This window comes from Gloeocapsa sp. PCC 7428 (genome assembly GCF_000317555.1).
In the GTDB taxonomy this organism is placed as follows: domain Bacteria; phylum Cyanobacteriota; class Cyanobacteriia; order Cyanobacteriales; family Chroococcidiopsidaceae; genus Chroogloeocystis.
In genome coordinates, this window is sequence record NC_019745.1 from 708,719 (window position 1) to 721,419 (window position 12,701).

The 12,701-nt window shown below is 41.7% G+C and carries 10 protein-coding genes; 3 read left to right on the forward strand and 7 right to left on the reverse strand.

Annotated elements, in window-relative coordinates; all coding sequences use genetic code 11:
- The first annotated feature begins 50 nt into the window (after positions 1 to 50).
- Positions 51 to 908, forward strand: coding sequence for a hypothetical protein (locus tag GLO7428_RS03145; protein ID WP_015187109.1), 858 nt, complete (start codon positions 51 to 53; stop codon positions 906 to 908).
- 235 nt (positions 909 to 1,143) lie between these two features.
- Here the strand turns inward: GLO7428_RS03145 and GLO7428_RS03150 are convergent, their stop codons facing one another.
- The 6 genes from GLO7428_RS03150 to GLO7428_RS03175 form a co-directional block, all read right to left on the reverse strand.
- Positions 1,144 to 2,004, reverse strand: a complete 861-nt coding sequence (locus GLO7428_RS03150; protein WP_231295543.1) for an iron-siderophore ABC transporter substrate-binding protein — start codon at positions 2,002 to 2,004, stop codon at positions 1,144 to 1,146.
- Positions 2,005 to 2,174: 170 nt separating this feature from the next.
- A complete protein-coding gene (locus GLO7428_RS03155; RefSeq protein ID WP_015187111.1) occupies positions 2,175 to 4,841 on the reverse strand; it encodes a TonB-dependent siderophore receptor in 2,667 nt (888 codons plus the stop codon).
- 64 nt (positions 4,842 to 4,905) lie between these two features.
- On the reverse strand, positions 4,906 to 5,901 hold the full coding sequence (locus GLO7428_RS03160) for a helix-turn-helix transcriptional regulator (RefSeq protein ID WP_015187112.1): 996 nt from the start codon (positions 5,899 to 5,901) through the stop codon (positions 4,906 to 4,908).
- An 87-nt stretch (positions 5,902 to 5,988) separates the two neighbouring features.
- Positions 5,989 to 6,729, reverse strand: coding sequence for a peptidylprolyl isomerase (locus GLO7428_RS03165; RefSeq protein WP_015187113.1), 741 nt, complete (start codon positions 6,727 to 6,729; stop codon positions 5,989 to 5,991).
- Between the two features lie 121 nt (positions 6,730 to 6,850).
- Positions 6,851 to 8,155, reverse strand: coding sequence for a calcium-binding protein (locus tag GLO7428_RS25835; RefSeq protein WP_015187114.1), 1,305 nt, complete (start codon positions 8,153 to 8,155; stop codon positions 6,851 to 6,853).
- 428 nt (positions 8,156 to 8,583) lie between these two features.
- Positions 8,584 to 10,083 (reverse strand): aminotransferase class I/II-fold pyridoxal phosphate-dependent enzyme, encoded by a 1,500-nt coding sequence (locus tag GLO7428_RS03175; protein ID WP_015187115.1) that lies wholly within the window; start codon positions 10,081 to 10,083, stop codon positions 8,584 to 8,586.
- 266 nt (positions 10,084 to 10,349) lie between these two features.
- On the opposite strand from GLO7428_RS03175, the gene GLO7428_RS03180 reads away from it, so the two are divergent.
- Positions 10,350 to 10,565, forward strand: a complete 216-nt coding sequence (locus GLO7428_RS03180; RefSeq protein WP_015187116.1) for a hypothetical protein — start codon at positions 10,350 to 10,352, stop codon at positions 10,563 to 10,565.
- 177 nt (positions 10,566 to 10,742) lie between these two features.
- Positions 10,743 to 11,834 (forward strand): redox-regulated ATPase YchF, encoded by a 1,092-nt coding sequence (gene ychF, locus GLO7428_RS03185; protein ID WP_015187117.1) that lies wholly within the window; start codon positions 10,743 to 10,745, stop codon positions 11,832 to 11,834.
- Positions 11,835 to 11,908: 74 nt separating this feature from the next.
- On the opposite strand, the gene GLO7428_RS03190 is transcribed toward ychF, so the two are convergent.
- Positions 11,909 to 12,619: a hypothetical protein gene (locus GLO7428_RS03190; protein WP_015187118.1), complete on the reverse strand. Its 711-nt coding sequence runs from the start codon at positions 12,617 to 12,619 to the stop codon at positions 11,909 to 11,911.
- Between the last annotated feature and the right edge of the window lie 82 nt (positions 12,620 to 12,701).

A 12,701-nucleotide genomic window follows, 5' to 3' on the forward strand; every position in this document is an offset into this window, starting at 1 on the left:
AATTATGTAAAAAATTGGGGTATTTTGGGATGATGTAGCGACTTAATTAGATGATGGTCAAACGCGCCGATGTCAGCACCAAAAAGTTAATTAGTCTCGCCCCCGATAACTGGATAAAATGGGTAACGCAGATACCCGATATTATAGTAGAGGAAATTCTCGACTCCGAATTTCAGTGGATTAGCCGCGAAAGTGATGTGTTAATCCGCGTTGACAGTCAACAATACGGTGAATTTCTCGTTCTCAACGAACTACAACTGCGTCCTTCATCGCAAATGCCGCGTCGAATGCGTGCCTATGCCGCCTTAGCCGAAGAAAAATACAAGTTGCCAACTTACCCTGTATTAATTAACATTTTGAAAATTAATGATGAGGAAATACCTAATAAATTTGAATCAAATATTGCGGGGTTACAAGCAAGGCAAGATTATCGCGTAATTAATTTGTGGGAAGTTGATGTCAATATTGTCTTTAACCAACCGTTACCCTCGTTGCTGCCGTTTGTGCCGATTCTTCAAGGAGGGGAAAAGGAGTCTACAATTAGAGAAGCACTGCGGATTTTGCGGAGTAACGAACAGTTAAGTCAACTAGAAACGGTATTGGCATTTTTTGCTACCTTTGTGATCGAGAGTAGATTAGTACAAGAGATTATGAGGTGGGATATGGCTGTGTTACGTGAATCGCCTTGGTATCAAGAAATTGAGCAGCGTGGAGTAGAACGTGGACGGCGAGAGAACATTTTATCGAACATCGAAATGAGTTTAGAGGTAAAATTTGGCAGTGAGGGCTTGGAATTAATGCCCCAAATTACCCAAATTTCCGATTTAGAGCAGCTAAAGGAAATCTTACGTAATATTATCGTGGCAAATACGATTGTAGAACTGCGGGATGCATTGTTACCAAACTAGCAACAATACAACACAGTCATAATTACACGTCCATAGACATTCCACTAGTTGAATTTCCACTTCATTCTCTGGGAATTTTGCAGAGCATAAACTGTTGAGTTGCTCAAAGAGTGCGATCGCTAATAAGACATTTACTACTTCAATCCCTGAATTGTTTAATAAGTGATAATCCTATCGAGAAACTGTGGCGATCGCAAGATTTGCAGATAACCAGTATGTAATTGGACAGCACAGTTCAAGGCGTGTTGACAAGGTATTTAAACAAGTCATTAATAACTGCATTGGCTGCAATTGGTCCACTTCCTACCCAATGATCTCCGACCTCATAAACCTTACTTTGTTGCACTGCACTCAGTTTTGACCAGAGGGGATCAGCTTTGAGGGATTTAAGTACGTTTTTGATTTTAGAATCCCAACTCCCCACAATGACAAATACTACGTCTCCATCGGCTTTATTAAAAACTTCTTTCGAGATAGAATACTGGATAACATCACCTGTTAAAGCTTGAGTTTCTTCTAAGTCAAGATCCTGTGAGGCTGGACGGGATAAACCTGCGTCTTCCAAAATAGTGCCAGCAAATCCAGGTTTAGTATATAAAGTAATCATATCAGGATATATTCGGACGACGGAGACTTGAGTTTTAGTAATTTGGTTGTGTTCGCGAGAATCTTCACTAGTATTCATTTTGCTCTTAAAGCGCTCTAATCGCTGAGTGTAGTCAGCCATAATTTGATTGACTTGTTCAGATTTTCCTAAAACCTCGCCTACAAATGCAAAAATCTCTTTCCACTCGCCGCTATGTTTGAATTTGACTAGAACAGTAGGTGCGATCTGAGAAAGCTGAGGATAAGGCTGAGCATCTACCCAAGGATCTGCAAGCCCAAGAATGAGATCCGGCTTAAGTGCTAGCACCCGTTCTAGATTTACACCACCTTCACTACCAATATCTATCATTTCACCTACTGGCATATGTGGTGGAACATATCTAAGAGGTCCACCTATTGGTTCTTGCCCCAAGGCTAATACACCCTCCAGCATCATATTGTCTAGAACAACAATGCGCTGTGGATTAATCGGTACACAAGTTTCCCCCATTGTATGTTTGATGGGGCGGCAGTTATCCGTAATTGGCGCACTATTCGATATGCTTAAATTATTGCCAGTTGTGCTATTGCAGGCAGAAACGATCAAAATGATCCCAATGCCAAGAGCAAACAGCAAAACTAGACCGAATTTTTTGAACATTGGAGATTAACTACGACATTTCAAAACTCAATTGAAAATGTTCCTGATACAGCAAAAGGTCTTCCTGGGTTAACTCCACCTCCGGCAAAGCTATAGTTTCCTGAGCGAAAATACTCTATATCAAAAAGGTTTTCAATATTCAGTTGCGCACGCCAGTTATCACGGCGATAGAATAAAGCTGCATCCGTGCGGAAGTAGCTTGGAAGGGTATAAGTATTGTCAAGGTCTCGTTGACGCTCACCGACATAAAACAACCCTAAGCCTAATCCTAATCCTTCAAAATCGCCGTTTTGAATTTCATAGGTTGTCCACAGGCTAAATTGATTTTCAGGTACATCAGGAAGACGATTGCCAACGGGGGTTGTGTTATCTTCACTTACGAAAGCATCTAAGTAACTATACGATGCGGTCATGTTCCAGCCAGGGAGAATTTCTCCGTCCAGATTAAGTTCGATGCCTCGACTGGTTTGTTCGCCTGTTTGTAAAGAAAAAGCAGGGTTATCGGGGTCAGGAGTTGATAGATTTTGCCGTCTGAGATCAAAGGCAGCTAATGTCAGACTAAGTTGGTTAGATAAATCTGCCTTGAGTCCAACCTCAAACTGTTGCCCAGTTTGTGGCTCAAAGGGTGAACCATCTGCATTACGACTGCCAGCAAAGCTAGGTGCAAATGAACGACTGTAGGAAGCATATAGCGATATTGGCTCAATCGGTTGATAGACAATACCAAAGCGAGGTGTCCAAGCACTATCGGTCTGTTCAAATTCTTCTCTCGGATCAGGGAAAAACTCTTGAGTACGAAACTGTGTAAAATTGTCGTAGCGAACACCTGCTAACAGCTTTAAATTGGGCAAAAGCTCAACCTGGTCTTGCAGATAAACACTAACCACGCTAATATTGTCGTCTCGGAAAATATTAAAATTAGGCTCAAACCGAGTTCGAGTATAAATCGGGTTGAAGACATTAATTGATGGATAGTTGTCAGAGTCAGGGAAAGCAAATCGCGGATTTTCATTACGATAACGATACTCAGTACCAAACAAGAGCCGATGCTGCACTGAGCCAGTACTGAAATTCCCTATCACTTCTGCATTTGTAAAAAACCGCCGATAAGTCCCGTCGGCATAATCTGCAAGGCGAGCAAGTTCACCTGTCGATTCATTAAGTCCAGAAGCAAAACCAAATGTAGGACCCTCTCTCACAGGTTGATACTGGAGGTATTGCAGAGCGTGCCTAACTGACCAATCTTCACTAAAGCGATGATTTAGCGTGTAGCCAACATTAAACTGATCTTGCCTAAACTCACTAAATGGTTCATTCAAAAAGCGGCTGCGTGGAATATTCACTACACCATTACTCGTCTCTGGAAGTCCCTCATCAATTGTTTCACGCTCGGTGATGAACTGACCATAAACATTCAAGGATGTATTGGGGCTAATGTCCCAAGTTAGGGTTGGTGTAATCGAAAAGCGTTCGCCATTCACAAAATCGCGGAAACTTCCATAATTCTCATACGATGTATTAAGGCGATATCGGACTGTTCTCGATTCGTTTAAGGGACCAGATAAATCAATTGCTCCTCGGTAGGTATCAAAGCTTCCTATAGTAACCGAGGCAGAGTAAAACGGTTCAAATAACGGTTGCTTGGAAACGAGATTAATGACACCACCAGGTTCGACCGCACCAAAAATCACCGACGCAGGTCCTTTGAGAACTTCAACTCGTTCGATATCGTTAGTATCTAAAGTTCCCAAGGAGAAATAAGGGATGCCATCGCGTAGGTAGCCATCATTATAAACGTCGAAACCCCGAATCTTAAAGGTTTCTCCATTAGCACCTGTTCCTCTTGTACCTGACGAACCAATTCCCCCCAGGGTTTCAAGTGCGTCTCTAAGTTCTGTTGCGTTGCGATCTTCTATGACTTGTTCCGGTATAACTTGAATTGACTGAGGAATATCGCGCAGTGGTGTATTTGTTCGCGTCGCCGTTGAAGCATCAGGAACGTAATATCCAGTATCCTGCTCGCCTGTCACTAAAATCTCAATCGGCTGATCCTGCTGTGCTGCTGGTGTCTCCTGTGGTGTCGTCGATTGTTGTGGTGGTTGCATTGCTGTTACCGCAGGTGTCAAACCAAAAATCAATCCTTCATTACTGTCAAATAATTCAACTGTTGGTAACCTTGTTTCACCCGCTATTGTCACCCGAATCGTATTGGCATCCAGGTTTGTAACAGTTATCTCATTAATTCCCTCAATTGGGTTTTGGGAACGAAATGTGAAAGCATCGCCATTAGATAAACGCAATTGCGCATTAGGAATATCTGCAATAAAGTTATTACCACTACTGCGATCGCTAATTTGCAGTTGTTCGCCTTGAGTTGTCTGTAATATCACCTCCACACCTTTGTCTGTGGGATTAGCTTGCACTCCTGTCACTTGCACTACTGAAGTTTGAGCAATTTGAGTTAACCACTCGTCAACCGTTGTGGCAGGTTTTTCTATTTCACTTTGGCGGATGTCAGTCGATGGAGATGAATAATCTTTTACATCCGTCGCTTGCGCCCCAGTGGGTGATAACGCTAAAACACCGCTGACACTGGATATCAAAATCAACCATAAACGCAGCCAATATTGTGCATTGTTACCAAAAGGCGATCGCTCCACACACCAATTACCAAAATCCCGCTTCATTGCAAATTATTCTTAACAGGCAATAAGGCGTAGTGTAGAGAAGTTGCAAAGCTAAGTCTAGGCACTAAACCGCATTTTTTGATCCCAAAACCGCCTTTTTTCCTGCCCGACATTCGCTGGGTGTAATCCCAAATTGGTGCTTAAAAGCAGCAGCAAAGTGTCCCAAATGTGCATAGCCAACCATCCGCGCAATCTCGGCAACGGTGCGATTCTGTTGTCGCAAAAGTTGTTCGGCGCGTTTCATGCGTTGATGAGTTAAATAGCCAACAACAGTTGTGCCAAATAACTCTCTAAATCCGCGTTGCAGTGTACGGTCACTGACTCCCACCAAAAAAGCTAACTCTGTTAATAATGGTGGATTCTCTAACTGCGTTGCCAATATCTCTTTAGCGTGATGCAGTCGCGCGATCGTTTCGGGTTTGAAGCGTGGTAACTTTGGAGTTGGATCGCGATCGCATGAAATCGCATCTAACACCATTGCTAAAAGTTCCAAAACTTTCCCTTGAAGATAAAGACGGTTTGTGACTCCTTGAAACGGAGAATTAATCATTCGCTGTGTTGCAACTTGCATCCCTAAAGTAATTTGAGGCGAAAACACAACTTGCCAATCATCATTGTGAATCAACTGCTTTAAATGTAGCGGAAATTGTTCTAAATCTTTCACTAGAAACGTTTTTAACGCTTCAGGTTCGAGATGAATGCTAATTCCTACATATCGCTGCGATTTTTGATACTTTGAAGAAACTGCTTGGGCAATGCCATTACCTGATAAGTAACCGGATTTGCCTCCGATTGAGGGGAAATCTTCTTCATGATGCACAAAACCTGATAAGAAAATAACAAATTGTATCGGATGGTCGCGGACAGGAATTTTCACTACTACGTCATCGCAATACTCGTTGTCATAAATAGCAAGTTCCAACCCTGGAAAAAGTTCTATTTCTTGAAAATAACCCTCACCAAGACATTCAGGTATCTTATACGTTTTAAAGCGATTATCTGAAACAAGCTGACTGTACGAGAGTTCAACAAAATCGTCTTGCGAGAAGGTTTGTGTCATGAGGTGCTGCGGTAATAAGATATGCAAAAGATTGTCAATAATCTTACCGCGATCGCTCGATGAAAATATATGTTCCTCCTCTCAAGCTTAGCCTTGATGCAAAAATGTTGCTATGCGATCGCAACTGTTAATTTGCTCGGTTAACCAAGATTCAAACAAACTATCGAGTAGTTGCTGACGCATTTGATCGTCGAGTTGTGCAGGGATAAATTTTTCTAAACGAACAATGACAACCCAATTATCTAAACGCATTGGTGCCCACAATTGACCAGATTTACTAGTAGAAAGTAGCTTTGCTAAGTTTGGGTGGAGACGACTAAGTTCGATTGGACCTAACATACCACCTGTCTGCGCTTCAGATCCTTGCGAATATTGACGGGCTAATTCATCAAAAGACTGTTCGCCAGTTTGAATCCGAAAATACAGTTCTTGTGCTAATCCCGCATCGGTGGTACGCAGTATCGAGTAAATGACTTTATCTAGCTTTGATTTATGCGTGAGAAAGTAAGATTCTAAGCGATGTCCCCACGTTAGCTGTTTGAATTTCTCGATTTTGAGTTCTCGCATTGCTAGAAGTGCAAGTTGCTCGTTTGCCATTCCGTAATGCTTCAGCCATGTTTGACGTTGTTCTAGAGTTGTTAGTTGATACCGCGTAATCAACTTCTCTAACGCATTTGCTTGCTCTTGTGGAGTAAGTTCAATTGTGGCGATCGCCGCATCAATCATCATTTCGCGCCGTAGTTGCGGTAACATACAATATCCTGTCAACAACGGCAAAATAGCATCGGGTGTAACGCGTTGAGTGTCAAATTCCAATACTTGATTCATAGTTGAAAGGTAAGCTAAGATGACAGCTTGTGAGAATCTATTGATAATGCAATGCACACTTCAGCCTTCTCGTACTGGTAGGAATTTCTAGAGAGAAGGCTGTAACCAAGCACTTTATTTTTTATGTCAGTCCAGTAATTGTCAAAGTAGTATCAAAGTTAAAAGGAATCGTGATAGTATTCTTGTCGCGAGGAGTACTATCAACCACACTTCCTACTAATTGACCATCCGCTTGGAGTTCATTCAAAATCTGTGCTGCTTTATTGGGAATACCGCGAATTGTTTGTGTAATCGTTTCTCCGTGAAAAAAGTCATTGAGTTTAATTCCAGTATCAATTCCGTCTAGCCCAAGGGTAAGATTATTGAAGTCCATTTCATGTATTCCTGTGTCTCCATCGTGCAAGGTTAGAGTCACACTAATGTGGTTAATCGTAGTTAACGACTCATACGATTTTCCGGTGAAGTCGTAAACCGAACTAGTCAATGGATTTTGACGTTTGCTGTCCTCATTAAAACCACTTTGACGATCTACAGCGGTAATTGATGTCTGCGCTGGTTCAACAAATGTAAAGTAAGAGTCGTCTAGATTTAATTCTGGTGCTTGGACGATCGCAATTAGCTCGTTTTTAAAATAAACCCCTACTCCTGCGGGCGTACCTTCAGGTGCAGCACACAAGGTATAGTCTTCTTTTGTTCCCCGAAGTTGAATCTGATCTTCGTAGCGGTTGAAGCCCTTAATCAGGGCATAATCGCTAGCACCATTGGTGTTAGCTTTACCATCGTCGTAGAATACTTTCTGGGCAGTTCCTAGCACAAACAAATCATTACCAGAACCGCCTTCTAAAACATCAATCTCAGATTTTCCAAAGGTCGTGAAGTCAACACCGATGATTGTATCGTTGCCTGCACTTGCAGAGATATAGTCGCTACCAGCACCACTCTCGATATAATCGCTACCAGAGCCAGTGTAAATTAAATCTTTGCCGCCACCACCAAAAACTTTGTTATTACCTTCTGCTGCATAGATCGTATCATCACCCGCACCGCCATCAATTTCATCATGACCAGAGCCAGTGTAAATTAAATCTTTACCGCCACCACCAAAAACTTTGTTATTACCTTCTGCTGCATAGATCGTATCATCACCCGCACCAGCACGAATTTGGTCGTTACCAGAACCAGTGTAGATGACATCGTTGCCATCACCCGCAAAAACTGTATTATTACCCTCACCAGCGTATATTGTGTCGTTACCTGCACCGCCATCAATTTGGTCGTTACCAGAACCAGTGTAGATGACATCGTTGCCATCACCCGCAAAAACAATGTTTAAACCCTCGCCTGTATAGAAAACGTCGTCGCTACCTACATTGTCTACAAACAGATCGTTGATTGCACCGCCCTGATCGCCGTAGAAAATTGCCATTTTAAATACTCTGTTTTAGTTTTCACTGTGTTTTAAATTGATAAGCGTGGTGCCGAATTATATATGCAGCTAGCTGAGCCATAGCAATATCACTCCAGATTGTCAGGAGCGATCGCCACTATCAGTGCTGTTAAAATTTAGATCGTCAGCACAGGTAAAGGCGTAGTATATTTAATTACAGACAATAGTCAGAAATAAATTGATGATTAGTTAAAAATTTAAAACACTATTTCTACAGTTGTCTTATCAGCTAATGGCTATCAAGCTGCTAGCAGCAAAAACCCGCTATCGCTTGTTCATCAAAATCGTGGCACATATTATTAATGCCTTGCCAGTATTTATATAGAAATCTCAATAAAATCTATACTTAGACTTCTGTTTTTAAAGATTCCATAGTTTCTAGTGATAATACTTAAATCAAATGGTAATCAAACATACTCATTTAGTTTGACTTCTTTAACGATGCTTAATGTCGTTAAAGTACTATCAGCACAACCACTGATAAACCCTCCCTGTGCTTGAATTTGCTGGAGGTAGTCTAGTGCTTGTGACGTGATAACTTCTCCTGGCATCAAAACTGGAATTCCTGGTGGATAAGGACAAACTAATTCTGCACAGATGCGATCGCTTGCTTGGGTTATCATTACACGCTCTGTAGCAGCGAAATACGCTTGGCGCGGCGAAATTTGCACGTGATATGCCATTTTACTTAATGAAGTATCCCATAGAGGCTTTTTATCAGTCAAGTGTTCTTTTTGATATCGTTTAGCTACCAATTTGAAAGCTTGCACTAGCTTTTCAATATCTTCTTGCGTGTTACCAAAGGAAATAATAAAAGTTAGGTGCTGCAATGAGGGTAATTCTGCTGTAACACCGAGTTGTTCGTGTAAAATTTCATCCACCTCAAAGCCTGTCAAGCCTAAATTTGAAACAGTTACCGTGAGCCGTGTTGGGTCTAAACTGCAAAAGCCTGGAGTCGATGGATGACATTCTAAAACCGATAATCCAGGAATTTGATGAATGCGGGTGCGTGCTTCTGCGGCAAGTTGTAATGTGTGCGACATCAGGTGTTTTCCTTGCAGTGCCATTTGTTGGCGTGCAGCATCGAGGGAAGCAAGAAGTAAATAACTAGGACTCGTAGATTGCAGTAGTTGCAAGGATTTACTAAGGCGATCGCGGTCTATGCGATCGCCTTGAACATGGAGCATTGATGCTTGAGTCATTGCCCCAAGAACTTTATGCGTTGATTGCACAGTTAAATCTGCACCAGCCGCCAACGCAGATATGGGTAAATGGGGATGAAAGGCAAAGTGTGCGCCGTGGGCTTCGTCTACGAGTAAAGGAATATTGTGTTTGTGAGTAAGAGAGGCGATCGCACTAATATCACCACACGCGCCGTAATACGTTGGGTAAACGACCATCACGGCTTTCGTATCGGGATGCTGTTTAAGTGCGGTTGCTACACCTTCTGGAGTAATACAGTGTGCAATATCGAGTTTTGAGTCATACTCAGGATTAATGAAAACAGGAATCGCACCAGAAAGAATTAAGCCGGCGATGCTAGACGAGTGTACATTACGCGGCAGAATAATTTTATCTCCGGCATTACAGGTTGCTAAAATTGCGGCTTCAACTCCACACGTAGAACCGTTAACTAAAAACCAAGTTTGTTCCGCACCAAAAGCATCGGCTGCCAATTCTTGAGCTTGCTGAATCACACCTTGAGAAGCAAACAAATTATCTAATTCGGGAAGTTCTGGTAAATCAAATTTAAAAATACTTGAATTGAAATCACTCGCTAAGGAAGAGGAAATTCCTTGTCCTCGTTTGTGTCCTGGCGTGTAGAAAGCTGCATGATTTTTGTAAGCACATTCGCGTAAAGTATCTAATATTGGTAAGTTTATTTGGTATTGCTTAGGAAAATGCATAACATGAAATAAAACGTTGATTTTATGATAAAAATCTTTCTTGGGGAAGTGTAAACTAAACTATTTACTCGATGCAAATAACTTATTGCCATCAATTAATTATAGTTAAGACAACGCATAATTCTCTTTTGCTCCTCTGCTAACCTATTTGTAGCGGCTCTTAAGCAAAACAATATTAGGCGATCGCACCGAGTTTAAATATCTAGATAGATGTAGTGAATAACAGTTATTGTCTAGGGTGATAGAGTCGAGTCAATTTGTCTGCAATGATTAATCCCAATCCTAACCCTCTACCGCAACCAGAAATTCCCGCACCAGTTCCCAATCCTTTACCAGATCCTGCACCGCCTACACCTGTACCGCAACCTACACCTGAACCTGCACCCCAGCCAGTACCAGCACCCATTCCGCAGCCTACACCTGGACCTGCACCCCAGCCAGTACCAGCACCCATTCCGCAACCAATTCCTGAGCCAGTATAAGTAATCTTTTAGATTCGGTACTTAACTGAATTAGAACTTGAGACTTGCAGAAATTAGGTTTAACTTGGATGTTAGCATCGTAGTTTTGATAGGATGACTGTAGTTCAGAATGTCTAAACTGAACCTAACCAAACTTCGTTAAACTAGTTAAGCTGACCGTTCACCTGCAAGAAGTATATGCTCAGAGCCGGAATAGTAGGGCTACCCAACGTTGGTAAATCGACTTTGTTTAACGCTTTGGTTGCGAATGCCAAAGCAGAAGCTGCTAACTTCCCTTTCTGTACAATTGAACCGAATGTTGGTGTTGTTGCAGTTCCAGACGAACGGTTACAGGTTCTAGGAGAAATTTCAGCTTCGGCGCAAATTGTACCAGCGCGAGTTGAGTTTGTTGATATTGCGGGTTTAGTTAAAGGTGCAAGCCAAGGCGAAGGTTTAGGCAATCAGTTTCTTTCACACATTCGCGAAGTCGATGCGATCGTTCATGTCGTGCGGTGTTTTGAAAACGACGACATTATTCATGTTGCGGGTTCAGTCGATCCCAAGCGAGATATTGAAATTATTAACTTAGAGCTAGCGTTAGCAGATTTAGCTCAAATCGAACGCCGAATTGAACGTACGAAAAAGCAAGCCCGTACTAGCAAAGACGCCCAGTTTGAAGTTAGCGTTTTGGAAAAATTAAGCACTGCATTAAACGAAGGTAAATCAGTAAGACAAATCAATTTAACCGAAGAAGAAGCGACGACAATTAAAGGACTTGGATTACTAAGTGGTAAACCGATTATTTATGCGGCAAATGTGTCGGAAGAAGACTTAGCAACAGGTAACGAATATGTTGAACAAGTGCGGCAAATTGCTTCCCAAGAAAATGCTCAAGTTGTGATTGTTTCTGCGCAAGTTGAAGCCGAATTAGTAGAATTACCCGAAGAAGATAAAGCTGAGTTTCTTGCATCTTTAGGCGTTGAAGAAGGCGGACTAAAATCGTTGATTCGCGCTACGTATGAACTTTTAGGATTGCGTACCTATTTTACGTCAGGACCTAAAGAAACTCGTGCGTGGACGATTCATGCAGGTATGTCTGCACCGCAAGCCGCTGGTGTAATTCACTCAGATTTTGAACGCGGATTTATTCGGGCGGAGACGGTTGCTTACAAAGATTTAGTCGCGACTGGATCAATGAATGCAGCTAAAGAAAAAGGCTTAGTTAGAAGTGAAGGAAAAGAGTACGTCGTTCAAGAAGGCGATGTAATGCTATTTCGATTTAATGTGTAATAGCTAATATAGCAGTCTCGTTGGGGTAGTTAGGACACATTGAAGGTACGAATAACCATTACCCTAACTCATTTTCAACCCTGACCACTGCTATAAATGCGATCGCTTTTCTCAGAAGTATTTCCGCTACCACTATCACTAAGTGATGCTGAATAAACTGTAGTACCCATTGACTCGATTTTGTCTAAATATTGCTTGCCATGTTCAGTTATTCTTACGTGTTCTTTTAAATCTCCACGTTCTGGCATATGAGAAATTGTTTTTCCAGGTATATTCTCAATAAAGCCTAATGCGCGCAGGTGTCTTAGTTCGCGTTCAAACGAAGGTTGTTTCTGATAATTAAAGACAGCATCACTGGCTAGCTTCCGCAAGTGCTTTAATTCATAGTCATCCAGCAAGAAGTTTTGGCTTAGGAGTTGAGTCCCTGTTCTACTTTCAGCGAGTTGAGATTCTAGTAAAGTTAATCGTTGGAGGATATTTGTGACAGCTTCAATATTAGCTTTATTAGTCTCGATATTGTCTCTTTGATGTTTTTGTTCAGCCTGAATTTGATCGAGTTCAAAAGTGATACCGTCTTTATTAATTCCAAGTTTTCTAAGACGTTCGAGTAATTCGGAATTAATTAATAAGATAATTGTAAAAATGATGATTTCGGTTAGTTCAAATCTTGTGCGTATCCAACCGAAAGGAATTGCTAGCAAGTAGAAAAGACTGAAGCAAGTAACAACGACTAGTAAAAACGAATCCCACTTACTTTGATTGATGAATTGTCGCATCCTTGTCATGGCGAGTTTCACCTCATGAAATTGAATATTGCGGTGTAATACTGTTTCACTAAATGAGAACTACAATTAATTTCTCCTCTGC

What these genes read in the sequence shown, in the direction of transcription:
- GLO7428_RS03145 (WP_015187109.1), top strand. Translation starts at nt 51, where the DNA reads ATGATGGTCAAACGCGCCGATGTCAGCACCAAAAAGTTAATTAGTCTC.
- GLO7428_RS03150 (WP_231295543.1), bottom strand. Translation starts at nt 2,004, where the DNA reads ATGGGGGAAACTTGTGTACCGATTAATCCACAGCGCATTGTTGTTCTA.
- GLO7428_RS03155 (WP_015187111.1), bottom strand. Translation starts at nt 4,841, where the DNA reads ATGAAGCGGGATTTTGGTAATTGGTGTGTGGAGCGATCGCCTTTTGGT.
- GLO7428_RS03160 (WP_015187112.1), bottom strand. Translation starts at nt 5,901, where the DNA reads ATGACACAAACCTTCTCGCAAGACGATTTTGTTGAACTCTCGTACAGT.
- GLO7428_RS03165 (WP_015187113.1), bottom strand. Translation starts at nt 6,729, where the DNA reads ATGAATCAAGTATTGGAATTTGACACTCAACGCGTTACACCCGATGCT.
- GLO7428_RS25835 (WP_015187114.1), bottom strand. Translation starts at nt 8,155, where the DNA reads ATGGCAATTTTCTACGGCGATCAGGGCGGTGCAATCAACGATCTGTTT.
- GLO7428_RS03175 (WP_015187115.1), bottom strand. Translation starts at nt 10,083, where the DNA reads ATGCATTTTCCTAAGCAATACCAAATAAACTTACCAATATTAGATACT.
- GLO7428_RS03180 (WP_015187116.1), top strand. Translation starts at nt 10,350, where the DNA reads ATGATTAATCCCAATCCTAACCCTCTACCGCAACCAGAAATTCCCGCA.
- ychF (WP_015187117.1), top strand. Translation starts at nt 10,743, where the DNA reads ATGCTCAGAGCCGGAATAGTAGGGCTACCCAACGTTGGTAAATCGACT.
- GLO7428_RS03190 (WP_015187118.1), bottom strand. Translation starts at nt 12,619, where the DNA reads ATGACAAGGATGCGACAATTCATCAATCAAAGTAAGTGGGATTCGTTT.